Origin of the sequence: Sorangium sp. So ce426 (assembly GCF_051475585.1) — a bacterium.
Lineage (GTDB): Bacteria > Myxococcota_A > Polyangia > Polyangiales > Polyangiaceae > Sorangium > Sorangium cellulosum_B.
In genome coordinates this window covers 9,850,135-9,872,607 of sequence record NZ_CP150341.1, presented here as the reverse complement: position 1 = coordinate 9,872,607, position 22,473 = coordinate 9,850,135, and the positions used below count along the sequence as shown (strand labels likewise).

The 22,473-nt window shown below is 72.7% G+C and carries 18 protein-coding genes; 7 read left to right on the top strand and 11 right to left on the bottom strand.

Annotated elements, in window-relative coordinates; translation table 11 throughout:
* Positions 1-284 precede the first annotated feature (284 nt).
* Both WMF44_RS36965 and WMF44_RS36960 read left to right on the top strand, forming a co-directional pair.
* Complete coding sequence (locus WMF44_RS36965; protein WP_437294742.1) at positions 285-890, top strand: 5-formyltetrahydrofolate cyclo-ligase; 606 nt, start codon at positions 285-287, stop codon at positions 888-890.
* A 16-nt stretch (positions 891-906) separates the two neighbouring features.
* Complete coding sequence (locus WMF44_RS36960) at positions 907-3,444, top strand: hypothetical protein (protein WP_437294741.1); 2,538 nt, start codon at positions 907-909, stop codon at positions 3,442-3,444.
* Positions 3,445-3,758: 314 nt separating this feature from the next.
* On the opposite strand, the gene WMF44_RS36955 is transcribed toward WMF44_RS36960, so the two are convergent.
* Entirely contained in the window at positions 3,759-4,088 is a 330-nt protein-coding gene (locus WMF44_RS36955) for a PilZ domain-containing protein (protein WP_437294740.1), read from the bottom strand.
* 202 nt (positions 4,089-4,290) lie between these two features.
* Here WMF44_RS36955 and WMF44_RS36950 point away from each other — a divergent pair, with 202 nt between their 5' ends.
* The gene (locus WMF44_RS36950; protein ID WP_157907138.1) at positions 4,291-4,467 is read left to right on the top strand and encodes a hypothetical protein; all 177 of its coding nucleotides are present in this window, start codon (positions 4,291-4,293) and stop codon (positions 4,465-4,467) included.
* Positions 4,468-5,299: 832 nt separating this feature from the next.
* A complete protein-coding gene (locus WMF44_RS36945; protein WP_437294739.1) occupies positions 5,300-7,117 on the top strand; it encodes a hypothetical protein in 1,818 nt (605 codons plus the stop codon).
* A 350-nt stretch (positions 7,118-7,467) separates the two neighbouring features.
* Here WMF44_RS36945 and WMF44_RS36940 read toward each other — a convergent pair whose 3' ends face one another.
* From WMF44_RS36940 to WMF44_RS36930, 3 genes are all read right to left on the bottom strand, one after another.
* Positions 7,468-9,522: a M3 family metallopeptidase gene (locus WMF44_RS36940; RefSeq protein ID WP_437294738.1), complete on the bottom strand. Its 2,055-nt coding sequence runs from the start codon at positions 9,520-9,522 to the stop codon at positions 7,468-7,470.
* A 129-nt stretch (positions 9,523-9,651) separates the two neighbouring features.
* A complete protein-coding gene (locus WMF44_RS36935) occupies positions 9,652-10,788 on the bottom strand; it encodes an acyl-CoA dehydrogenase family protein (RefSeq protein WP_437294737.1) in 1,137 nt (378 codons plus the stop codon).
* Positions 10,789-10,872: 84 nt separating this feature from the next.
* Positions 10,873-11,430, bottom strand: coding sequence for a CAP domain-containing protein (locus tag WMF44_RS36930; protein WP_437301658.1), 558 nt, complete (start codon positions 11,428-11,430; stop codon positions 10,873-10,875).
* Positions 11,431-11,831: 401 nt separating this feature from the next.
* Here WMF44_RS36930 and WMF44_RS36925 point away from each other — a divergent pair, with 401 nt between their 5' ends.
* The gene (locus WMF44_RS36925) at positions 11,832-13,022 is read left to right on the top strand and encodes a hypothetical protein (protein ID WP_437294736.1); all 1,191 of its coding nucleotides are present in this window, start codon (positions 11,832-11,834) and stop codon (positions 13,020-13,022) included.
* Positions 13,023-13,116: 94 nt separating this feature from the next.
* Here the strand turns inward: WMF44_RS36925 and WMF44_RS36920 are convergent, their stop codons facing one another.
* A complete protein-coding gene (locus tag WMF44_RS36920; RefSeq protein WP_437294735.1) occupies positions 13,117-14,160 on the bottom strand; it encodes an AraC family transcriptional regulator in 1,044 nt (347 codons plus the stop codon).
* 77 nt (positions 14,161-14,237) lie between these two features.
* Between WMF44_RS36920 and WMF44_RS36915 the strand changes: the two genes are divergently transcribed.
* Complete coding sequence (locus tag WMF44_RS36915) at positions 14,238-15,263, top strand: Rieske 2Fe-2S domain-containing protein (protein WP_437294734.1); 1,026 nt, start codon at positions 14,238-14,240, stop codon at positions 15,261-15,263.
* A gap of 186 nt (positions 15,264-15,449) precedes the next feature.
* Here WMF44_RS36915 and WMF44_RS36910 read toward each other — a convergent pair whose 3' ends face one another.
* The 6 genes from WMF44_RS36910 to WMF44_RS36885 form a co-directional block, all read right to left on the bottom strand.
* Positions 15,450-15,920, bottom strand: coding sequence for a response regulator (locus tag WMF44_RS36910; RefSeq protein ID WP_437294733.1), 471 nt, complete (start codon positions 15,918-15,920; stop codon positions 15,450-15,452).
* A 753-nt stretch (positions 15,921-16,673) separates the two neighbouring features.
* Positions 16,674-18,056 (bottom strand): sigma-54-dependent transcriptional regulator, encoded by a 1,383-nt coding sequence (locus tag WMF44_RS36905; protein ID WP_437294732.1) that lies wholly within the window; start codon positions 18,054-18,056, stop codon positions 16,674-16,676.
* A 2-nt stretch (positions 18,057-18,058) separates the two neighbouring features.
* Positions 18,059-18,196, bottom strand: coding sequence for a hypothetical protein (locus tag WMF44_RS36900; RefSeq protein ID WP_437294731.1), 138 nt, complete (start codon positions 18,194-18,196; stop codon positions 18,059-18,061).
* Positions 18,193-19,668, bottom strand: coding sequence for a sensor histidine kinase (locus tag WMF44_RS36895; RefSeq protein ID WP_437294730.1), 1,476 nt, complete (start codon positions 19,666-19,668; stop codon positions 18,193-18,195). The genes WMF44_RS36900 and WMF44_RS36895 overlap by 4 nt, the downstream gene beginning before the upstream one ends.
* 131 nt (positions 19,669-19,799) lie before the next feature.
* Positions 19,800-20,801, bottom strand: coding sequence for a flavin-nucleotide-binding protein (locus WMF44_RS36890; RefSeq protein WP_437294729.1), 1,002 nt, complete (start codon positions 20,799-20,801; stop codon positions 19,800-19,802).
* Positions 20,798-21,421 (bottom strand): glutathione S-transferase family protein, encoded by a 624-nt coding sequence (locus tag WMF44_RS36885; RefSeq protein WP_437294728.1) that lies wholly within the window; start codon positions 21,419-21,421, stop codon positions 20,798-20,800. Before WMF44_RS36885 ends, WMF44_RS36890 begins: the two co-directional genes overlap by 4 nt.
* A gap of 147 nt (positions 21,422-21,568) precedes the next feature.
* Here WMF44_RS36885 and WMF44_RS36880 point away from each other — a divergent pair, with 147 nt between their 5' ends.
* Positions 21,569-22,471 (top strand): LysR family transcriptional regulator, encoded by a 903-nt coding sequence (locus WMF44_RS36880; RefSeq protein ID WP_437294727.1) that lies wholly within the window; start codon positions 21,569-21,571, stop codon positions 22,469-22,471.
* The last annotated feature ends 2 nt before the right edge of the window (positions 22,472-22,473 follow it).

Below are 22,473 nucleotides of genomic sequence, written 5' to 3'. Positions count from 1 at the left end.
CTCCGGTATCGTCTCTCCGCGATCAGGACACTACCAGCCGCCTGTGCGGACCGCGCGGCAGCGGCGGTCGCCGCCATCCGCGCAGCCGCCGCCAGCAGCACGAACGGTGCCACCGGGCTCGTCCGTGGGCTCTCCCTGGCCAGCCGCTCGCGGCCGCCGCCCCGCCCTCCGTGCAAGGGCGCCACACCTGGGGCCAACTGCGCCACCTCACACCGATTTCGCACATGGCGGTTCCCCGGCCCGGGGCGGCTCTCTAGGATGCGCGCCGGAGGAACCACCGAGCCATGGACCCCGACGCCGAGGCCGCCCTGCGCTACCGCGCCAAAGCCGAGCTGCGGAAGCGCGCTCGGGCCGTCCGCAGCTCCATCCCCCTCGACGCCATCCTCGAGCGATCGCGCCGGATCCAGCGCGCGCTCGCGGAGCTGCCGGCCCTCGCCGCGGCCCGGCGGGTCGCGCTCTTTTACCCGATCGAGGGGCGCAACGAGGTCGACCTCCGGGAGCTCGATCCGCTGCTGCGCGCCCGCGGCGCCCGGGTCGCGTACCCCTCCATCGACCCCGAGTCGCGCGCCATGACCTTCCGCTTCGTCGAGGACCCCGAGGCCATGGAGGAGCGCGGCCTCGGCTTCCGCGAGCCCGACGCGACCGACGAGGAGGCCGCCGCGCTCGACGTCATCGTCGTGCCCGCGCTGCAGATCGACGCCCGAGGGCACCGGATCGGCTATGGCGCCGGCTACTACGACAGCACCCTGCCGCGCTTCTGCCCCCCGGCGCATGCGGTGGGCGTCGTGTTCGACTTCCAGCTCGTCGCCGAGGTGCCGGCGACCCCGGGCGACGTCCCGCTCGGGACCATCGTCACCGACGTCCGCGTGCTCGCCGCCGAACCCGCCTAGGATGCCCAGGGCGCAGGTGGGAGAGGACAGCGCGAGCGACAGGCCCGTCCTCCTCGCGGCCATCGCCTCGGGCGCGATGATCGCCCAGCAGGTCGCCGGGCGGGCGACCCGGGACGCCCTCTTCCTCGCCAGCTTCGGCGCGGCCGACGTCCCCAAGGTCATGGCCGCCGGCGCGGCCCTGTCGTTCGGCGCCGTCGTCCTGCTCTCGCGCGCGCTCCTCCAGCTCTCCCCCGCGCGCGTCGTCCCGGCCACGTTCGCTGCGAGCTCCGTGCTCCTCGCCCTGGAGTGGGCCCTCGCCCGGCGCGCGCCCGGCGCCGCCGCCCTCGTCTTCTACCTGCACATCGCCGTCTTCGGCGCGACGCTCATCTCCGCCTTCTGGTCGCTCGTCAACGAGCGCTTCGACCCCCACACCGCCCGCCACTCCATCGGGCGCATCGCGGGCGGCGGGACCGTCGGCGGCGTGATCGGCGGCCTGTTCGCCTGGCGCGCCAGCCGCCTCATCGACGCCCCGACGATGCTCCTCGCCCTCTCCGCGGTGAGCGCGCTCACCGCCTGGGCCACCCACCACCTGGGCGCCGTCCTCGCGCGCGCGGCCGGCGCCACCGGCGGGGCGGGGCGCACCCAGGTTGAGGCAGGGCGCACCGAGGTTGAGGCAGGGCGCACCGAGGTTGAGGCAGGGCGCACCGAGGTTGAGGCGGGGCGCAAGGCGGGGCGCACCGAGGTTGATGCAGGGCGCACCCAGGTTGAGGCGGGGCGCACCCAGGTTGGCGCCGGCGGGTCGGGGCTCGCCGCACTGCGCAACAACAGCCACCTGCGCGACCTCGGCCTGCTCGTCGGGCTCGGTGCCGTGAGCGGCGCGCTGTTCGACGTGGCCCTCAGCGCCGAGGCGGCCGCCGCGATGACCGACCGCAACGCGCTGCTCTCGTTCTTCGCGCTCTTCCACCTCTCGGTGAGCGTGCTCTCGTTCCTCGTGCAGTCGCTCGCCGCCACGTTCTCGCTCGACCGGCTCGGGCTCGCCGCCACCATCGGCATCCTCCCGGCCGCGGTCGTCGCGAGCACCCTCTCTCTCGTGGTCGCGCCGCGGCTCTGGGCCGCCTCCATCGTCCGCGCGACCGAGGCGGTGCTCCGGAACTCGCTGTTCCGGTCGGGCTACGAGCTGCTCTACACGCCCCTTCCCCCGGACCAGAAGCGCTCGATCAAGACGCTCATCGACGTCGGCTTCGACCGCATCGGCACCGCGGCGGGCAGCGGTCTCGCGATGGCCCTTCTCGTGCTCGCCCCGGGCGCGTCGCTCCCGCTGCTGCTCGGCCTCGGCGCGGCGGCCGCGGGCGTCACGCTGCTCTTCACGCCTCGGCTGCACCGGGGCTACGTCGCCGCGCTCGAGGGCAGCCTGCGCTCCGGCGCCGTCTCGCTCGACCCGACGAACGTCGTCGACGCGACCACCCGCCGCACCCTGAGCGGCACCGTCGACGCGCTCAGCCGCGACAGGGTCCTCGCCGAGCTCGCCGCGCTCCGGAACGCCGCGGCGGCGCGGCACGACGCCGGGCGCGCCTCCGTCGACGGCGAGCGCACGTCGCACCCCGGCCCGCCGCTCTCCGGCCGCGCGTCGCTCTCCGGCCCCGCCCCCGGGGACTCGCCGCGGCCTCTGGCGGGTGATCGCAGGGGCGTCGACGGGCCGCTGTCCGCGCGCGCCGCGTCGGCCGCGCTGGCGTCCGATCCGGTGCTCGCCGCCACGGCCGACCTGCGCTCCGGCGATCCCGAGCGGGTCCGCCGGGCGCTCGTCCGGGAGCCGGACCCGGCGCTCGTGCCGCACCTCCTCCCGCTCCTCGAGCGCGAGGGGCTCACCTCCGAGGCGATCCGGGCGCTCCGCGCCGTCGCCCCCCGCGCGACCGGCCAGCTCACCGACGCGCTCCTCGATCCGTCCGTGAGCGTCGCCCTCCGGCGCCGCATCCCGCGGGTGCTCCAGGCCTGTCCCACCCAGCGCGCCGCCGACGGCCTGATCCTGGGCCTCGCCGACGAGCGCTTCGAGGTGCGTTTCCAGTGCGGCGTCGCGCTCGCGCGGCTCCTTCAGCAGCGCGCGCCGATCCACCTGCGGCGCGACGACGTGATCGAGGCGGCGATGCGGGAGATCGCGATCGGTCGCCGGGTGTGGGACGCCCAGCCCCCCAACGTTGCGCCCCCGGTCGAGGCGCCGCTGGCCGAGCGATTGCTCGTCGAGCGGACGAGCCGCAGCCTGGAGCACGTGTTCCGCGTCCTCTCGCTCTGCCTGGAGCGCGAGCCGCTCGAGATCGCCTACAGGGCGCTCCACGCCGACGACGCCCATCTCCGCGGGACCGCGCTCGAGTACCTGGAAAACGTCCTGCCGGCGCCCATCCGCGAGAGCCTCTGGCCGTACCTGGGCGCCCGCGCGCCCGCCCCTCCCGAGCCAGGTGCTGCCGAGCCGCGCGCGCCGCGCCTGCCCGAGCACGCGCTCGACGAGCTTCGCCGCTCTGCCGCCAGCATTCCGCGCGCGTCGATCTCCGCTGCGCGCCGGCGGCGAGAGCCCCGCACGTAGCGCGTGCACCACCGCTCGTCGCTCCAGCGAGCGACAAAAAGAAAAAAGCGTCGCCGGGGCCCAGGGGGGGAGAGGCCGCACCAGCAACGCTCGTCCGTGAATTAGCAGCTCACATGCCACCGCGAGAAGACGGAAATAGATTTAAAATTCGCATAGATGTCCCGGGCACATCCTCCCGGTGTTGCAATCCTGCGATTTCATCCTTGCAGCCAAGCATGGTGCCGTGGACGTCCCCCCATCCGTCTCAAGGCGTTCCCCCCGCCCGTCGTCCCCATCTCCATCGCCCCCTCTCTGCCCCATCCCGAGCCGCCGCTCTAATGGAGGGGTTGGTGGCGGTGGGCGCGCTGGTCGAGGTGCTCGGCGATGGTGAGCCGGTCGGCGTCGCTCATGACCACGAAGCGGACGGCGAGCAGGTTGTCGCGGTCCCAGACCGGGCGGGCGCGCAGCCGGATGGGGCGCCCGACCCCGAGGTCGAGCTCGAACGGGGTCACGGCGGGCAGCGCCCGGCCTGCCAGCGCGGGCGCGCGCTCGACGACCATACCCGTGGGGGAGAGATCGATCGCGCGACACCGGTGCCGGTGGCCATCGACGAGCGCCGAGACGGGGAAGTCGACCTGAGCGCGCGCGCCCTGCCTCCGATCCATGGGAGCCTCCTTGGTGTCCTCGTGACGCGGCGAGCCTAGGTCGCGGGGCTCGTCCGGGCCAAACATCGGGCGGGCGAGCCCCGCGGTCCGCTCGCGGCGCCGGGGCGCGGTCTCCGCGCGGTCCGCTCGCGGCGCCGGGGCGCGATCTCGGCGCGCGCGGGATCGGTGCGATATGCTGGCCCGGCGAAAGGAAGGTGTGGCGATGCCCACGTGCCGGGAATGCGATAACGAGGTCGACGAGCTCAAGACGATCAAGGTCGGAAGCAAGAAGAAGAAGGTCTGTGAGGACTGCGCCGACCGCGCGGCGCAGGAGGGCGCGATCGCCGAGGAGAGCGAGGCGGTGGTGCAGCAGATGATGGGCTTCAAGGGGAGGCGCTGACCGCTCGCCCGCTCGCGCGACCGCCCATTCCCGCCCATTCCCGCCCATCTCCCCCGCGCGGCGAGCAGCGCGATGCCGCGCGGACGCCGCCGATCCCGCCGCCGAACGCCGGCCCGTCGTCCCTCTCCACGATCTCCCGCGAGCCCGCGTCGCGCGCGTCGACCGCGGCAGGCCAGCCGCGACGCGCATGGCTGATCCTCCGACAAGCGATCGAGCAGGGCTGTTAGCTGGCTTCTTGCTTGCGGTGCAGCGGTGTCGCCGAGGAAGCGCGCGACCTCCTCGGGTCACAGGCGCCGCGGCCGAGATAGCGAATGCGGGGGTAAGGTAGGTAAAGGTCGTTGGTCGACATGGAGAACGCTGTCGCATTGGGAGTTCACCCACATTTCCCGGGGATTTCGTCTGCATTCAAGCGAGCGAACGACCACTTCTCTATACCTTCCTTACATCAGCGGACGGACTGCGCATTGCAGTTTTGCATCGAAAATTTGCAACCTTGATGTGAAAAGCGGCCGAGGTGTGCGACCTAATTGGGTGTTCGTTTCGTTTTCGAAAGCATTTCATCTTGACCCGTCGTGTTAATCCGGGAATAAGTTGTTTCACGAGAGCGCCGGTATCCGCCCCTCTGGTGCTGAGTGGTCTGCACCGATGGTTCGCGGCGCGAAGGCACGCAGCGGGAGGCTCCTCTTCTGCCCCCTGATGCTTTCGCCCGTTACGGTCCTGTTCACCACAGGGGTTCGACGACGCCGGGGGAGATAAAGCCATGCATTCAATTTCTCAAGGCTTTGGGTCGCTGTCGATTGCCGCCGGTAAGGTCATCGCTTCCCTGTTGGCGATGTCGATCGTCGGCTTCGGCTGCGCGCCGCTCGACGAGGACGTGACCGCAGAGGAGCTGGACGCGGAGGAGCAGGCAGCCGGCACGAAGTATCAAGTCGGTCCCACGCGCACCTACAAGACCATCGGTGAGGTAGCCAGCAGACTGCAGCCGGGCGACGTGGTGGAGGTCGACGGCAACGCGACGTACTCGGGCAACATCAGGCTCACGAAATGGGGCACGCCCACCTCGAAGATCACGATCCGCGGCGTTCGCGTCGGCGGGAAGCGCCCCGTCCTGAAGGGCGGCACCAACACGATCGAGATCAACGCGAACCACATCGTCTTCGAGGGGTTCGATGTGACGGGCGGCACCTCGAGGTGCATCTTCCAGCACGGGCACGATGTCACGATCCGTGACTCCGTGATCCACGATTGCCCATCGCACGGGATCCTGGGCGCCGACAGCGATTCGGGTACGCTGTTGGTGGAATACGTGGAAGTCTATAAGTGCGGTGCCGGTACGACGAAGCACCCGATCTACATCGCAACGGATGAGACCGCTTACCCGGGCTCCGTGTTCCGGATGCAGCACAGCTATGTCCACGATGCAATCGGCGGCAACGCGGTGAAGACCCGCGCGGAGCGGAACGAGATCTATTACAACTGGATCGAGGGCGGGCTCTACAAGGACCTCGAGCTCATCGGCCCCGACGGGCAGGATCCGAAGCTCGCGCGGGAGGACTCCGATGTGGTCGGCAACGTCTTCCGCAAGACGCATACGCAGTTCGTGGTGCGCGTCGGCGGCGATGGCACGGGCGACACCAACGGGCGGTATCGGTTCGTGAACAACACGTTCCTGCTGATGGCGGGGTCGAGCGCGGCGATTCACCTGTTCGATGGCATCGAGAGCATCGAGCTCCACAACAACATCTTCCATCGCGTCGGGGGCGGGAGCGTTCAGGTCTTCCGTGACGACGCGAGCTGGACGACCGGCAGCCCGCTCATCAAGGGCGTCAACAACGCCGTGCCCGCGGGCACGGCGGTGCCTTCCGGCTTCACGGGGACGCTGATCGTGAGTGATCCCGGCTTCGCGAGCATCGGCAACCGCGACGTGACGCTGCTCTCGACGAGCCCGCTGCGGAACGCGGGCGTCAGCTCGACGACGGGGATCTCGGGGCGCACGTTCCCGTCGCCGCTCGCGATGCCGCTGTTCCACCCGCCGAAGGGGGCGCTCGCGGCCGTCGGCTCCGCGCAGCGGCGGACGGCCGTGGGCGCGGTCGACATCGGCGCGTTCGAGTTCGGGACGACGACCACGACGCCGACGCCCACGCCGACGACGCCCACGCCGACCACGCCGACGCCCACGCCGACGGCGCCGGTGTGCTCGGTCGTCAACGCTGGCAAGTGGTTCAATTCGCAGCTGCCTTCGACCCAGCGGGGCACCTTCACGGCGACCTGGGACGTGACGCCGAGCGCGTCGAAGATCGACGCTGTGGTCGGCCTCTCGAGCGGCTCCGCGAGCCAGTGGACCCAGCTCGCCGCGATCGTCATCTTCGACGAGGAAGGCAATGTCCGCGTCCGGAACGGCGCGAGGTACCAGGCGCTCCGGGTGTTCCCGTACACCGGCGGGACGACGTATACCGTCCGGATGGTGGTCGACGTGGCGGCGAAGCGGTACTCGGTGTACATCCGGCCGAAGAACGGCACCGAGGTGCAGCTCGCGAGCAACTACGCGTTCAGGTCCGAGCAGGCCAGCGTCGCCTCGCTCGCGAACTGGGCGATGACGCAGACGATCGGAACGGCCACGCTGTCGGCCTGCAACTTCAAGATACAGTGATCCCACGGGGGGCCGGCGCGAGGAGCGCCGGCGCTTCCTCGGGGCGGTCGTCCGAGGGGGCCCGGCGCGGGGACCCCGCCGGATTCACCTGAGAAAAAGCTCCTCCGGCTTCGCCGGAGGAGCTTTTTCATTTGGGCTCAGACATCGGCGCCTCCCGGCGCCGCGCGAAGAACACCGTCTCCTCGCGCCCACGGAGGTCGATGGGGCGCAGGCGATAACCACGCTTCGCGCCCTGAGCCTGACCGAACGAGCCTGGGTAACGCCTCACAAAAGCGCCGCTCGGTCACATGGCGAGAGAGGGAGTTGAGGGTGTAGCCGTGATGGAGGCGGCGCCGGGCCGCCCCCGAGGCTCAGGCGAGGCCGCTGCGCTGGAGCAGGGCGTCGAGGGTGGGCTCGCGGCCGCGGAAGCTCCTGTAGAGATCCATCGGGTCCTGCGTGTCGCCGAGCGCGAGGATCTGGCTCCGGAACGCGTCGCCCACCTTCCGGCTGAACAGCCCCTCTTCCTGGAAGCGGGAGAACGCGTCGGCGTCCAGCACCTCGGCCCATTTGTACGAGTAATAGCCCGCTGCGTAGCCCACCGGGCTCGAGAAGAGGTGCGAGAAGCCGGCGATCATGGCGTAGCCCTCGGGCAGCGGGACAGGCGAGTAACGCCCGAGGACCTCGCGCGCGAACTCGACGACATCGCCCTGCTCTCCGGTCCAGTCCATGTGGAGCGCGAGGTCGATCTCGGCGAAGCCGAGCTGGCGCATCGTCGCGGCGCCCGCGCGGAACGTGCGGGCCGCGCGCATCCGCTGGAGCAGGTCGTCGGGGACGGGCGCGCCCGTCTCGTGGTGGCGCGCGAAGAGATCGAGCGCGTCCCGCTCCCAGCACCAGTTCTCCATGATCTGCGAGGGGAGCTCGACGAAGTCCCAGGCGACGTTGGTGCCGGCGAGGCTCCGGATCGGCACCCGGCTCGAGGCGTGGTGCATCATGTGGCCGAACTCGTGGAACAGCGTCTCGACCTCGCGGTGGTTGAGCAGCGCGGGGCGGCCGCCGACCGGCGGGGTGAAGCTGCCCGCGAGGACCTCGAGGTGGCGCACATCCTCGCCGGCCGCGCGCCCGTCCTCGCTCGGCGCGCCCGTCACGAGCCCGTGCATCCAGGCGCCGTCGCGCTTCTGCTCGCGCGGCACGAAGTCGAGATAGAAAGCGGCGCTCTGGGCGCCGTCCGGCTCGACGAGCTGGTAGGCGCGGACGCTCGGGTGCCACGTGGGGGCGGCCTGCCAGGGCGCGATGCGCACGCCGTAGAGGCGGTGGGCGACCTCGAACAGGCCGGAGACGACGCGATCCAGCGGGAAATACGGGCGGAGCGCCTCGTCGTCGAAATCGTAGCGGGCGCGGCGGAGCTTCTCGGCGTAGTAGGCGACGTCCCACGGCGCGAGCGGCGGCGCGTCCGGGCCCTCGATCTCGCGGCGGAAGGCGGCGAGCTCCTCCTTCTCGCGGGCGAAGACCGGCTCGGTGCGCGCCCGCAGCGTGTCGACGAAGCGCCGCGCCGCGGCGCCCGTCTTCGCCATCCGGTCCTCGAGCACGAGATCGGCGAAGCTCGCGTAGCCGAGCAGCCTCGCCTTCTCCCCGCGGAGCTCGAGGATGCGGCGGATGAGCGGCCGGTTGTCGTGGTCGCCCTCCGTCGCCCGCGTGTTGAAGGCGCGGTAGAAGCGCTCGCGGATAGCGCCGTCGTCGAGATGCGTGAGCACGGGGATGTAGCTCGGCGCCTGCAGCGTGAAGCGGTACCCCTCGATGCCCCTGTCCTTCGCGCCCTGACGGGCCGCCTCGACCGCGCTCGGCGGCAGGCCGGCGAGGCGGGCGGCGTCCTCGACCACGAACTCGAAGGCGTTCGTCGCGTCGAGCACGTTCTGCGAGAAGCGCAGGGTGAGCGTGGCGAGCTCGACGTCGATCTCGGAGAGGCGCTTCTTGCCGGCCGGGTCGAGCTCGGCGCCGCTCCTCCGGAAATCGTCGAGGGTCTTCTTCAGGAAGCGATGCCGCGGGCCCGTCAGCGCCGCGGCCTCGGGCGTGGCCGCGTACGCCTTGAGCGCGCCGTAGACGCCCTCGTTGAGGGCGATGCCGCTCAGGAACTCGCTGACCTCCGGCTGGACGGCGTTGTACGCGGCGCGCAGCGCGGGGGTGGTGGACGTCGATTCGAGGTGGGAGACGACGTTCATGGCGCGGTCGAGCCGCTCGGTGACGGCCTCGAGCGCGGCGAGGGTGTTGTCGTAGGTGCGGGGGCCGGGCGCCGCGACGAGCGCGTCGAGCCGGGCGCGGGCGTCCTGGAGCAGCGCGCGCACCGCGGGCTCCACGTGCTCGCTCCGGATGCGATCGAACGGGATCTCGAAGCCGAGAGTGAGCAGGGGATTGTCGGTCGCTTCGGTCATATCGTTCCTGGTTGGGCTGGATGGGGCCGGCGGACGGGCGCGGGCCGGCGACCCTCGGCCGGTCCGCGCAGCCCTACCTTGGTAAAGGCGCCGGCGAGGGTTGGCCAGTAGTTCGTCGTCCAAGTTCGGCTAAGCGCCCAGCCACCGCGCGACGATCGTGGCGAGCACGTCGGACGTCCCCGAATGGATGCTGCCGCCCAGGGCGTCGTCGACGGCGGAGGGGAGGCCGCTCTCCTCGAGGTAGCCAGCGCCGCCGCGGAGCCGGAGGTCGTCGAGCGCGGACGCCACGGCCGAGTCCGCCGTGTGCCACTTCGCGAGCGCGGCCTCGGCCTGGCCGCGCTCGCCCTGGTCCAGCGCCCACGCGGCGCGGTAGGTGAGCAGCCGCGATGTCTCCAGCCGCAGCTTCATCTGCGCGAGGCGGTGCGCGACGGCCTGGTGGCGGGCGATCGCCTGGCCGCCGATCTCGCGCTCGCGGGCGAAACGGACGGCCTCGCCGAGGGCGCGCTCCATGGCGCCGAGGCGGAAGGCGAGGATGAGCGCGCGCTCGAAGGTCATCGCGATCTGGAAGACGGCGAGGCCGGCGCCGGCGCGGCCGAGGAGCGCGTCGTGGCCGACCTCGCAGCCGGCGAACGAGACGGGCGCGAGCCGCGCGCCGCGGAGGCCCGCTGTCGCGAGCGGCGCGCCGGGGAGGACGCGCGCGGCGCCCTCGCCCCCGGCGCGGGGGACGAGCAGCGCGGTGAGGCCGCGCGCCGGGGCCCCTCCGGCGCGGCCGCCGTCGCGCGCGATCGCGAGGTACACGTCGGCCCGGTCGGCCCAGGTCACGTACCGCTTGTCGCCGGTGAGCCGGTAGCCGGCGTCCGTGCGGTCGGCCCTGGCCTGCACCGAAGCGACGTCCGAGCCCGCGCCGGCCTCGGTCGCGGCGACCGTCGCCATGCACGCGCCGCTCGCCATCCGCGGCAGCCACGCGCGCTGCTGCGCGGGCGTGCCCACCCGCGCGAGCAGGAGCGCCACGCCGAAGAGGTGCGCCCCCGCGGCGAGCAGGACGCCGCCGTCGCGCAGCGTCGCGCCGAGGCCCTCGTAGGCGAGCGCCGTCGTGACGAGGTCGAGGCCCTCGCCGCCGAGATCGCGGGCGATCGGCAGGCCGAGGGCGCCGCCCCGGGCGAGGACGCGCATGCGATCGTCCGGGGCCGCGGCGTCGGCCTCGGCGCCGAGGGCGCGCATGCGGTCGTGGACGGCGCGCTGGGAAGGGGTCCACCCGAAGTCCATCGCCGCTGGGATACCAGAGCCGGCGAGGGGCGGGGAGGAGACGAGGACGGCGCGCCGTCCACGACCGCATGCGCGCGCGCGAGCTCAGTAGGGGCGCTCTCCGGCGAAATTGCCGGGAGGATCGTAGTTGCACACCCAGATCTGCCAGGTGCCACCGCCGAACGGCGAGCCGGTCGTGCAATCGGCGACCCCGCAGCCGAGCCGCAGGGAGTCGGCCCATACCACCTGCGTGTAATGGCCGCAGGTGGAGCTGCAGGCATTGCTCGCAAGGTCGTAGTTGGCCGCCTCGTCGACCCACGAGGCGACGACATCCTCCGGTGTGGGTGACGAGCCGGTCGACGCGAAGATGTTCTCTCCATAATCGCTCGCGCTATGGCCGAACATGCACTGGGCAGCATAGGCCTGAGCCACCGCGGCGATCTCGGGCGACCACGAGAGAGGGGGCACCGGCTGATCGGCGGGCGGGTCGACGGCGGCGCGCGCGGCATTGTGGGCCGCCGTCATCCCGGTCATCCTGGGCGGCTCGCCGGCGGCCTGGCCGCTCGTCGGGCCCTCGTCGTCGGACGAGGCGCCGCAACCGGCCGTCAGGGCGAGCAGGAGAGAGAGCTGCACGAACCGGGGGAGCCGTGGGCCGAGCGTCATCACGGGGCCATTGTCCTACGGCTCGGCCGAGCTCTGCAACGGCGATTCGATGAAGGCTGGTTGAACCGACGACGTGCCGTGTCATGGCGCGCCCGCGGCCTCCCCTGGACGGCCGCGACCGGGCGTTCTTCCTACCTCTGCCGTCGGCATGAACATCAACGGATCTCGTCGTGGATGGCTCCCGTGCTGACGGGCTTCGCCCTAGGGTGACGTCGAGACGAGCAACAATTCCGCAGCATGGGCCTTGTCATGTGGGTCGATCTATGAGCTATTGTCGCCCTGCTTCGGAGGCGGCTGCATGCCGAGCTCGGAGGCGAGCGTGCTCCCTCATGGGGTTTCGCCGCTCTCCGTGGCAGTCCCGCACCAGCGGCACGCCCGACAAAGAACCAAGGAGTTTCCCGATGAATATCCGTGTGACGTGGCGAATCGCGGCATTCCCGCTGGCGCTGGCGGGGCTCTCCGTCATCCCGGCGATGGGGTGTGACAAGGTCTCGGAGCTGCAGAATGAGGTCTGCTGTCGCGACTTCACGCCGGGCGCCGATCTCGCCACGGTGAAATGGGGTCTCGAGGGCGAAGCAGAGCTCAATTATGGTGCCTTCATGCAGTCCGTGTCGGACTTCACGGGCGCCGCGGGCGCCATCGTGGCGGACGTGACGAGCGCCTGCCAGGCGATTGCGCTGGACCTCGGCGCGGACGTCGCGACGATCACGGCGACGAAGCCGAACGAACGGGCGGAGCAATGGTGTGAGCTCGCCGTCGACGCGCTCGGGGACGCGACGGCCGGCCTGTCGATCACCTTCCAGCCGCCGAGCTGCACGGTCGATGCGAGCGTGCAGGCGAACTGCGAGGCGAGGTGCAGCGCCAACGTCGAGTGCCAGCTGACCCCGGCGGAGATCGTCGCGCGCTGCGATCCCGGTCAGCTCTCGGGGCGGTGTGAGGGGAAGTGCACCGGCTCGTGCGAGGGCTCGGCCAACCTGGCGGTCCACTGCGAGGGGACGTGCCAGGGGACGTGCGAGGGCACGTGCGACGGCGAGTGCTCCGCGACGACCGCCGGCGGCGACTGCCGCGGCGAGTGCCAGGGCACCTGCACGGGCGAGTGCCGTGGCTCGTGCTCGTTCGCGGCCGAGGCAGAGGTGCAGTGCAACGCCGATTGCTCGGGCTCGTGCGACGTCCAGTTCAAGGCGCCGAAGTGCAGGGCCGAGCTCAAGCCGCCGAGCGCCGAGTGCCAGGGGTCCGCGGAGTGCAGCGGCTCCTGCGAGGCGAGCGCGAGCGCGAAGGCCAGCTGCAAGGAGCCCGCGGTCAACATCGAGGGTGGGGCCGAGGTCGAGGCGGCGATCGCGACGCTCAAGGCGAACCTGCCGCGGCTGCTCGTCGTCGCGCACGCGCGCGGCGAGCTGCTCCTCGCCAGCGCCGAGGCGGTGGTCCAGGCGGGCGGCAACCTCGAGGGCGCGGCCACCGGCAGCGTGAAGGCCGGGGCGTGCCTCATCCCGGCCACCAACGCGATCACGCAGGCGGTCGAGAACATCCAGGCGAGCCTCACGGGCAGCGCCAGCGTGATGGCGAAGCTGGAGATCGCCCCCCCGAGCCCGTGAGCGCAGGGCCCGTGAGCGCAGGCCCGGCAGCGGCGCAGGCCGCGGCCGGGCGCGCGTGAAGGAGCCCGTCAGGCCAGCTGCTGGCGCAGGCCGCTCACGGCGGCGCTGCGCCCCTGGTCCGGGCGCGGAACGCCTCCGGCGTCACGCCGGTCCAGCGCCGGAACGCCCGGTGGAACGCGCTCGGCTCGGAATAGCCGAGCAGATACGCCACCTCCCCGATCGCCATGTCCGCGTCGAGGAGCGCCGCAGCGCGGCCGCGCCGGACCTCGTCGAGCAGGGTGTGGACCGACGTCCCCTCGTCGCCGAGGCGGCGCTGGAGCGTGCGCGGGCTCATCCGCAGGCGCGCCGCGAGCGCGCCCAGGTCGGCCCCCTCGCGCAGTCGCTCGCCGAGGAGCGCGCGCACGCGGTCGGACAGCGCGGGCGGCGCCGCGCCCGGCAGGCGCGCCGCGGCGGCGCTCATGTGGCGCTCGAGGAACGCGGCGAGCGCCTCGTTCGCGTGCGGCAGCGGCCGATCGAGCTCTTCGACCGGCAGGACCAGCTCGGTCGCCGGCGCCCCGAACAGCACCGGCGAGCCGAGCCGCCGCGCCTTCTCCTCCGGATCACCCGCCGGCGCGTGGCGAAAGCGCACCGCGTGCGCCTGGATCGGCGCGCCGCACATGCGCCCGGCGTTCACGAGCGCGTCGAACGCGAACATCTCCGCGAGCTGGCCGTGGGCCGGCCGGTCGGGCCCGAAGGGCACGAACCCGAGGTGCGCGCGGCGCCCGTGGATCTCCAGCGTGTGGCGCTCGCCCTCGTTCCATATCTGCTGGTAGCGGAGCATCCTGCGGAACGACTCGCCGAGGGTCGGGCTGCTCATGGCCAGGAAGCCGAGCGCGTCGAAGTGCTCGGGCTCGAAGCGCGCCGCGAAGTCGAGGCCGAGGTGCGGATCGGCGGTCGCCGCCACGGCCGCCTCGATGAGCGCGTAGAACGCCGCGAGCGGCACGCGGGCGTCCGGATCGGCGAGCGCCGCGCCGGCGAGCCCCGCGGCCTCGAGCAGCGCCCGCCGATCCGCCCCGCGCTCCGCGGCGTGGTCCGCGAGCTGCGCGGCGGTGCGGGCCCAGATCGTCGGGGCGGGCGCCCGCGGGGCCTGGCGCCGCATGTCAGCCCTTGTGGCGCGCGCTGTCACTGCTCCCCGGCCGGGCCGGCCCCAGGCTTCCGGGCGATCGGAGGAGCATCATGCGAAAGCACGGTATCGAGGAAGGGCGCGGCGCGTTCGTCGAGGGCGCCTGGTACATCATCGCGGACGCGGCCTGCGTGGGCAAGCGGCCGGTCGCCGTCGAGCGCTTCGGGACGCGGCTCGTGCTGTTCAGGGACGAGCGCGGCGCCCTGGTCGCGGCGCGGGCGCGCTGCCCGCACCGCGGCGCGGACCTCAGCCTCGGGCGGGTCGTGGACGGGGCGATCGAGTGCCCGTACCACGGCTTCCGGTTCGCCTCGGACGGGCGCTGCGTCGCGATCCCGTGCGAGGGGCGCGGCGCGAGCGCGCGCGGCGCGGGGGATGCGCTCGCGCTGACCCGGTACGAGGCGCGGGAGCACCGGGGCTTCGTGTGGCTCTTCTGGGGCGAGCGGCCGGCCGAGCTGCCGCCGGTGCCCTGGTTCGATGGCCTGCCGCCGGACGAGCGGCACGCCCACACGGCGTCGATGGACTGGGACGTTCCGTTCGCGCGCGCGATGGAGGGCATGCTCGACGTCCACCACCTGCCGTTCGCGCACCGCCCCTGGGTCCCCGGCGTCGGCGCGATGCTCGACCCCTGCGAGGTCCGCGTGGAGGGCGACGTCATCCACGTCGAGGCGGTGCTGCGCCACGACGACGGGGAGCCCTGGGACGGCCGTCGGGGGTGGAGGTTCGAGCTGGAGGTGCGCTTCCCGGGCGTGCTGCGCCTCTCGTTCGGGAAGCGCGTGGTGGGCATGGCGGGGTGCGCGCCGATCGACGCGGAGCGGACGGCGATCGTGGGGCGGTATTACGTGCCGATCCCGGTGATCGGGCGGCTTCTCGCGTGGCTCGGGTTGCGGGCGGAGTTCTGGCTGATCCAGCCGGGCGACGAGCGGATGCTCGCGTCCTCGGAGCCGCGCGACGCGGATCTCGACGCGTGCCGCTTCGTGCGCGCGGACGCGGGGATCCTCGCGTGGCACAAGATACGGCGGGCGCGGCTGAAGGCGCAGCGCGCGAGGGAGCCGCGCCGGCTGCCGGTCGAGGCGGGGTGAGGCGGCGCCGGGCGACTCACGATCGCACGGATCTGCTCCACGACGATGTTGAAAGCCTATCCAACGGTCAACTGGCGCGCTCCTGACAAGGGTCGTGTGTGGGCCAGCTGCTCGTCGATGGGCTCCCACCTGCGCGCCATCTCGTGATGTCCGTGATCGCGAGATGCTCCCCAGCGGCGTGGTGCGTCAGCCGCGCATCGATACGAGGGTCTGGACCACGATCCGCAGATCGTCCACGTCGAGCGGCTTGTCGAGCACGGCGTCGGCGCCCAGGCGGTAGGCTTCCGCGTGCGTCTCCGGGTCGCCGAACGCGGTGATGAGGACCACCGGCGTCGTCCAGTCGTCGCGGCGCAGCCCGGCCAGCAGATCGAGCCCGCTCGCGCCTGGCATCCGGATGTCGCTCACCACGACATCGACCGGGGCGCCGTTCCCGGAGACGAGCGCTTCGCCCATCAACTCGAGGAGGTGCTTGGCGTCGTGCGCCTCCAGGACCTCGTAGCCGTCGCGGCGGAGGGCGGTGGCGAGGAGCAGCCGCAGCTCCCTGTCGTCTTCGGCGAGCAGCACGCGGATGGGGGGCGCGCCGGGGTGGACGCGCGGCACCGGCTCAGGGGGCGTATTCAGGATCGAGGCAAGACCGCGCATCGAGTCGGGGGGCATCGGGCTCTCTCCTTGGTGAGAGGCCTGCATTGCAGGCCGCGTGCCGCCCACCGGCGGCCGCCCCGAACCGACCGGGGTTGGGGTGGCGGGAACCGACCCAGGTTGAGGTGGCGGGAACCGACCCAGGTTGAGGTGGCGGGAACCGACCCAGGTTGGGGTGGCGGGAACCGACCCAGGTTGGGGTGGCGGGAACCGACCCAGGTTGGGGTGGCGGGAACCGACCCAGGTTGGGGGGCTGGCCGGAACCGACCCAGGTTGGGGTGGCGGGAACCGACCGGGGTTGGGGGGCTGGCCGGAACCGACCCAGGTTGGGGTGGCGGGAACCGACCGGGGTTGGGGGGCTGGCCGGAACCGACCCAGGTTGGGGTGGCGGGAACCGACCGGGGTTGGGGGGCTGGCCGGAACCGACCCAGGTTGGGGTGGCGGGAACCGACCGGGGTTGGGGGGCTGGCCGGAACCGACCGAGGTTGGGGTGGCCGGAACCGACCCAGGTTGGGGTGGCCGGAACCGACCCAGGTTGGGGTGGCGGGAACCGACCCAGGTTGGGGGGGCTGGCCGGAACCGACCCAGGTTGGGGGGCCGGGTTGGGGTGGCCGGAACCGACCGAGGTTGGGGTGGCCGGGACTGGCGGCGACCCCCCGTGGGCCATCCAGGGTGGGGCGCCGTTCCCCGCCCGGGGTATTCCTCCGCGCCTCGGCGCGCCTCGGCGTGGGCTTCGAGCTTCAGGTCGCCCGACTCACCCCGCCCACCCTCTCAGCTCCCCTTCGTCCCCCCGGCGCCCGGCTCCCACCGCTCCAGCTTCCGGTGCAGCGTCTTCCGGTCCAGCCCCAGGATCCTCGCCGCCAGCGTCTTGTTCCCGCCCGCCGCCTCGAGCACCCGCAGGATGTACCGCCGCTCCACCTCCTCGAGCGGCACCAGCTCGGACGGGTCGTCCCCCGCCACGAGCACGTGCGACGGCCGGTGCTCCCGGATCTTGGCCGGCAGGTCCTCCACCGTGATCTCCGGGTACCCCGTGAGCGCCACCGCCCGCTCCATGCAGTTCTGGATCTCCCGCACATTGCCCGGCCACGTGTACGCAAGCAGCCGCTCGGCGGCCGCCGGTGACAGGCCGACCACCTCCTTGCCCCAGCGCGTGGCGAAGTCCTCGATGAAGCGCTGCGCGAGCAGCAGCACGTCGCTGCCCCGCGCCCGCACGGGCGGCAGCTCCACGTGGAGCACGTTGATCCGGTAGTACAGGTCCTCCCGGAAGCGGCGCGCCTCGACGGCCTCGTCCAGGTCGCGGTTCGTCGCGGCCACGATGCGCGCGTCGAACGGCACCTCCGCGCTCCCGCCCACCGGGCGCACCCGGCGCTCCTGGAGGGCGCGGAGCAGCTTCGGCTGCACCGCGAGCGGCAGCTCCCCGATCTCGTCGAGCAGCAGCGTCCCGCCGTTCGCCTCGACGAATAGCCCGGAGCGCGCCGCGCGCGCGTCGGTGAACGCCCCCTTCACGTGCCCGAAGAGCTCGCTCTCGATCAGCGACTCCGGCACCGCCGCGCAGTTGATCGCCACGAACGGCCCCTCCTTGCGGCGGCTCCGCGCGTGCATCGCCTTCGCGACGACCTCCTTCCCCGTCCCGCTCTCGCCCGTGATGAGCACCGTCGCGTCCGCGTCGGCGATGCGCTCGATCAGGTCCTGCACGCCCCGCATCGCGGCGCTCCGGCCGATGAGGTCCGGGAACCCCCCGGGCCCGGCCACGGCGCGGCGCAGCCGCCGCACCTCGGCCTTGAGCGCGTGGTGCGCGATCGCCCGCTCCAGCGCCAGCGCCAGCGCCTCGATGTCGACCGGCTTGGTCACGTAGTCGTACGCGCCCGCGCGGATCGCCTGCACCGCGGTCTCGATGCTGCCGAACGCGGTGATCACCACGACCGGCACGTCCGGCCGGATCTCGGCCGCCCGTCCGCAGACCGCGATCCCGTCCATCCCGCGCATGTTCAGATCGGTCAGGATGACGTCGAAGCCCTCGTCCGCCTCGAGCAGCGCGAGCGCATCCGCCGGTGAGGTCCGGGTCGTCGCCTCGACGCCGCGCGACCGCAGGTCCGCCGAGAGCCACGCGCACATCGCCTCGTCGTCGTCGATGATCAGCGCTCGCCTGCCCATCGTCACCTCGATGGCTCGCCCGCCATCTCTCCTCGATAACTCGCGTAGTACAGCGCCCCGCCCGCGGCCAGCCGCGGCGCGGCGGCCGCCCCGCCGAGCGCGCCCTCGCCCTCAACCCGCGGCCGCCTGGCTCGCGTCATCCTGCGTCATCCTGGCCGCTCGGCGGGAGGTACACCGTGAACGTCGAGCCCTTGCCGAGCTCGCTCTCCACGCCGATCCAGCCCCCGTGCTCGCGCACGATCCCGTAGGACACGCTCAGCCCGAGGCCCGTGCCCTCGCCGACGTCCTTCGTGGTGAAGAACGGCTCGAAGATGCGGAGGATGTTCTCGGGCGCGACCCCCTCCCCGCCGTCGGTCACCCGGACGGCGACGTGCTCGCCCTCGGCGCCGCCGTGATCGGCCGGCGGGCGCGCGCGGGCGCGCTCCACCCGCACGGTGAGCTCGCCGCCCCGCTTCATCGACTGCATGCCGTTCATGATGAGGTTCGTGAGCACCTGCTGCATCTGCCCCGCGTCCACCTCGGCGCGCGCCGCCCCGCCGCTCGCCTCGTCGAGGTGGAGCGTCACGCTCCGCTTCCGGGCGAGGGGCTCCAGCAGCGCCAGCGTCTGGCGCGCGATGTGCGCGAGATCGGCCGGCGCCTTCTGCGCGACCCGGCGGCGCGCGAAATCCAGCAGCTGCCGGATGATCTTCGTCATCCGGTCCGCCTGCTCGGCGATGATGCGCGCGCTCTCCGCCGCCTCGTCCTGCGGCAGGCCGCGCGCGATCATCTTGGCGCGGCCGCCCACCACGTTGAGCGGCGTGCCGAGCTCGTGCGCGAGCCCCGACGCCAGCTTGCCCACGGTGGTGAGCCGATCCGCGTGCCGGAGCTGCTCCAGCGCCGCGATGCGCGCGGTCGTCTCGCGGCCCGCGCGCTCGCGCGCCTCGGCCAGGTGCTCGCACATCGCGTTGATCTCGTGGGCGATCCGCCCGAGCTCGTCGCGCTGCGGCAGCAGCAGCGGCCCGCCGAGGTCGCCCTCCCCGATCCGCCGCGCCTTGTCGACGAGCCGCCGCGTCGGGCGCCCGACGAGCACCTGCCCGAAGGTCATCGCCAGGAGCCCGCTCAGCGCCGCCAGGGCGATGATGGTGGCCACGGTGTTGACCACGCTCGCCTGGACGTACGCTTCTTCCTCCTCGAGCGACTCGGAGATCTCGATGGCGCCGACGCGCTCGGGCTCCACCCCGACGGGCGCGTACGTGTAGAAGCGCCCGCTCCTGTCGCCCTTGCGCTCGATCCGGAACACCTCGGTGCCCCGCGAGAGCTCCTCGATCTCGGCGGCGGGCAGCGCGGGCGCGAAGCGATCCCCGGCCGGCGCGTCGAGCCACACCCAGCGGAAGCGCACGCCGTCCTCGCGCTCGCTCATCTCGTCGAGCAGCTGGAGCGCCTGCCCCATCCCGTCCCGGCGCCACGTCTCGACCACCGCCGCGCGGAGCGCGATGCCGATGAGGTGCTCGTCGCGCCGCATGTCCGCCTCGAAGAGCGCCCGCTCGCGCCGGACGGAGAGGTAGCCGTACAGGCCGAGCGCCGCGCACATCACGAGCACGAGGGCGAGGGTGAGCTTGCTGGCGAGTCGCATGAGGTCGCCGGTAGGATGCAGGACGCGTACGCGTTCTCAAGGTGCCCGTCCGCACGTTGACCCGCCCGGGCCCGCCCCGGATCGCCCCGATGGGGCAAAACTCCCCTGGACGGGCCCCGCGGGCCGCGGCGTCACCCGCGCGCCACGTCCTCCCACGAGCCGGTCGCCGCGAGCTGCGGCGCGGGCACCGGCGCCGACCAGCGCAGCGGCAGCGCGTCCTCCCGAAAGGCGCCCTCGGCCACGCGGAACCGCAGGAGCCGCTGGGCGCCGGCGAAGGCCGAGAGCTCCGGCCCGTCCCAGAGCACCTCGGCCTCGCCGGTGAGCGACAGCACCCCGCCGGAGGCGAAGTCGACGAAGAGCACCCCGGCGCGCGGGCAGAGCGCCAGGTTGCCGAGCGTGTTGAACGCGAAATTGCCCGTGAAATCCGGCGAGGTCAGGACGGTGTGGCCGTCCTCCTCGGTCACGCGCACGAAGCCCGGCTTGCCGCCCCGGTGGGACACGTCGGCGCCCTCGATCGCGTCGCCTCCCCGCGCGGCCGGCGCCGCGGTCGCGATGAAGAACGTGTCCGCGCGGCGGATCAGCGCCGCCGCGCCGGCGGACAGCGCCGGCCCTTCCGCCCGCGCCGGGGGCGCGGCGGCCGCCTCCGGCCCCCTGACGAGCTCGGGCTCTCGCGCCTGGATGTACTGCGCGCAGTTGCCGAAGCTCTGCCCGACCTCGACCACGAAGCCTCGCTCGTCGGCCGCGGTGATCGTCCCGTTCATCCGGTTCCGGCGGCGGGTCTCCAGCTGGATGCCGAGGAGGCCGACGGGCGCGCCGGCCACGAGGTGCGGGCCGAGCGCATCGCCGGCTCCCGGGCGAGCGTTCACCGCGAGCGTCCGCGGATCCGGGGACGAGATGAACCCCGGCGGCCCCACGACGATCGAGGCCCACGGCCGGCGCTCGGCGTCGAGGGCCCCGACGAGCAGGAACGGCAGCTGCGCGAACAGCGCGCGGTGCTGGTCGGGCATGAAGTCCCGGATGATCCGGCGCCCGGCCTTCTCGGCGCGCTCGCGCGCCCCGGCCCGCGCCTGCACGGCCATCTCGCCCGGGTGATAGGGCGAGCCCTCCCTGGTCCACCCGGGCAGGGAGGTCACGACAGCGCCTTCTTCATCGGCACGAAGCCGGGCAGCCCCTCCACGCGGGCGAGCCACGCGCGCAGGTTCGCGTACGGATCGAGCGACACGCCGCCCTCCGGCGCGTGCGCCGTGTAGGTGTAGATCGCGATGTCCGCGAGGGTCGGCTCGTCGCCGGCCAGGAACCGCTGGTCCGCGAGGTGCTGGTCGATCACCGCGAAGAGCTGGGCGGCGATCCCCTTGGCCGGCTCGACGTCCAGCTTGCGGCCGAACACGCTCGCGGCGCGCGCCGTCGCGGGCCCCGCCACGAGCTGCCCGGCGGCCACGGAGAGCCACCGCTGCACGTGCGCCGCCGCCACCGGATCGCGCGGGAGCCAGCGCCCCGACGGGTCGTACCGCGCGGCCAGGTACACGAGGATCGCGTTGCTGTCGGCCAGCGTCACGTCGCCGTCCTCGATCACGGGCACCTGACCGAACGCGTTCTTGCTCAGGAACTCGGGCGTCTTGTGAGCGCCGCCCTTCAGGTCGACGTCGATCCTCTCGAACGGCAGCCTCAGCAGCGACAGGAACAGCTCCACGCGGTGCGCGTGTCCCGAGAGCGGATAGCGGTAGAGGCGGATGGGGCTGGCAGGGAGGGTCATCGAGGTGTCCTTTCGGCTGTGGATGTCAGCAGGAGCGGCGCAGTCCGCGTGGGGCTCCCGCGCTCGCCGAGCCAGGATGCCCATTCCCGTGGCCAAGGGTAATGCTCGTCCTTGACAAGGGACCATTCCGGAAACTGGAATAGTCCGATGGACCGCCTCGACTCCATGCGCGTGTTCGTCGCCGTCGCCGAGGAGGAGGGCTTCGCGCCGGCCGCGCGGCGGCTGTCCATGTCGCCGCCGGCGGTGACCCGGGCCATCTCTGCGCTCGAGGAGCGCATCGGCACGCGGCTCCTGCACCGCACCACGCGCGTCGTCCGCCTGACCGAGGCGGGCGCCCGGTACCTCGCGGACTGCAAGCGGATCCTCGGCGAGATCGAGGAGGCCGAGGCGTCGGCGGCCGGGTCCCATACCGCGCTCCGAGGGCAGATCGGCGTCACGGCGCCGGTCCTGTTCGGGCGGATGTTCGTCGCGCCCGCCCTCTTCGATTTCCTGGCTCTCCATCCGCGCGTGTCGGCGTGGACGCTGCTCGTCGACCGCGTTGTCGACATGGTCGACGAGGGGCTCGACGTCGCCGTCCGGATTGCCCATCTGCCGGACTCGTCGCTCAGCGCGATCCGCGTCGGCTCCGTGCGGCGGGTCGTCTGCGCTTCGGCGGAGTACCTCGCCGCGCGGGGCGAGCCTGTGACGCCGGCCGATCTGGCGCGTCACGACACCATTGCTTTCTCCTGGACGGGCTCCCCGGTGGAATGGTCGTTCGGGTCGGGCGCGCGGGTCGAGCGGGTCTCTCCGTCATCGCAGCTCCTCGCCAATACGGCCGACGTCGCCATTGCAGCGGCCGTGGCCGGGCGAGGGCTGGCGCGGGTGCTCTCGTATCAGATCGACCCGGAGCTGCGCGCCGGGCGCCTCTCGATCGTGCTCGCTGCGCACGAGCCCCCGCCGGTCCCCATCCATGTCGTCCACCCGGAGGGCCGGCGGGCGGCGGCCAGGGTGCGCGCGTTCGTGGATTTCCTTGTCGATCGGCTCCGGTCCGAGGCCTGGCTGAGCTCGTGATC

What these genes read in the sequence shown, in the direction of transcription:
- WMF44_RS36955 (WP_437294740.1), bottom strand. Translation starts at nt 4,088, where the DNA reads ATGGATCGGAGGCAGGGCGCGCGCGCTCAGGTCGACTTCCCCGTCTCG.
- WMF44_RS36945 (WP_437294739.1), top strand. Translation starts at nt 5,300, where the DNA reads ATGTCGATCGTCGGCTTCGGCTGCGCGCCGCTCGACGAGGACGTGACC.
- WMF44_RS36880 (WP_437294727.1), top strand. Translation starts at nt 21,569, where the DNA reads ATGGACCGCCTCGACTCCATGCGCGTGTTCGTCGCCGTCGCCGAGGAG.
- WMF44_RS36925 (WP_437294736.1), top strand. Translation starts at nt 11,832, where the DNA reads ATGAATATCCGTGTGACGTGGCGAATCGCGGCATTCCCGCTGGCGCTG.
- WMF44_RS36940 (WP_437294738.1), bottom strand. Translation starts at nt 9,522, where the DNA reads ATGACCGAAGCGACCGACAATCCCCTGCTCACTCTCGGCTTCGAGATC.
- WMF44_RS36930 (WP_437301658.1), bottom strand. Translation starts at nt 11,430, where the DNA reads ATGACGCTCGGCCCACGGCTCCCCCGGTTCGTGCAGCTCTCTCTCCTG.
- WMF44_RS36920 (WP_437294735.1), bottom strand. Translation starts at nt 14,160, where the DNA reads ATGCGGCGCCAGGCCCCGCGGGCGCCCGCCCCGACGATCTGGGCCCGC.
- WMF44_RS36915 (WP_437294734.1), top strand. Translation starts at nt 14,238, where the DNA reads ATGCGAAAGCACGGTATCGAGGAAGGGCGCGGCGCGTTCGTCGAGGGC.
- WMF44_RS36905 (WP_437294732.1), bottom strand. Translation starts at nt 18,056, where the DNA reads ATGGGCAGGCGAGCGCTGATCATCGACGACGACGAGGCGATGTGCGCG.
- WMF44_RS36885 (WP_437294728.1), bottom strand. Translation starts at nt 21,421, where the DNA reads ATGACCCTCCCTGCCAGCCCCATCCGCCTCTACCGCTATCCGCTCTCG.
- WMF44_RS36900 (WP_437294731.1), bottom strand. Translation starts at nt 18,196, where the DNA reads ATGACGCGAGCCAGGCGGCCGCGGGTTGAGGGCGAGGGCGCGCTCGGC.
- WMF44_RS36935 (WP_437294737.1), bottom strand. Translation starts at nt 10,788, where the DNA reads ATGGACTTCGGGTGGACCCCTTCCCAGCGCGCCGTCCACGACCGCATG.
- WMF44_RS36910 (WP_437294733.1), bottom strand. Translation starts at nt 15,920, where the DNA reads ATGCCCCCCGACTCGATGCGCGGTCTTGCCTCGATCCTGAATACGCCC.
- WMF44_RS36895 (WP_437294730.1), bottom strand. Translation starts at nt 19,668, where the DNA reads ATGCGACTCGCCAGCAAGCTCACCCTCGCCCTCGTGCTCGTGATGTGC.
- WMF44_RS36950 (WP_157907138.1), top strand. Translation starts at nt 4,291, where the DNA reads ATGCCCACGTGCCGGGAATGCGATAACGAGGTCGACGAGCTCAAGACG.
- WMF44_RS36965 (WP_437294742.1), top strand. Translation starts at nt 285, where the DNA reads ATGGACCCCGACGCCGAGGCCGCCCTGCGCTACCGCGCCAAAGCCGAG.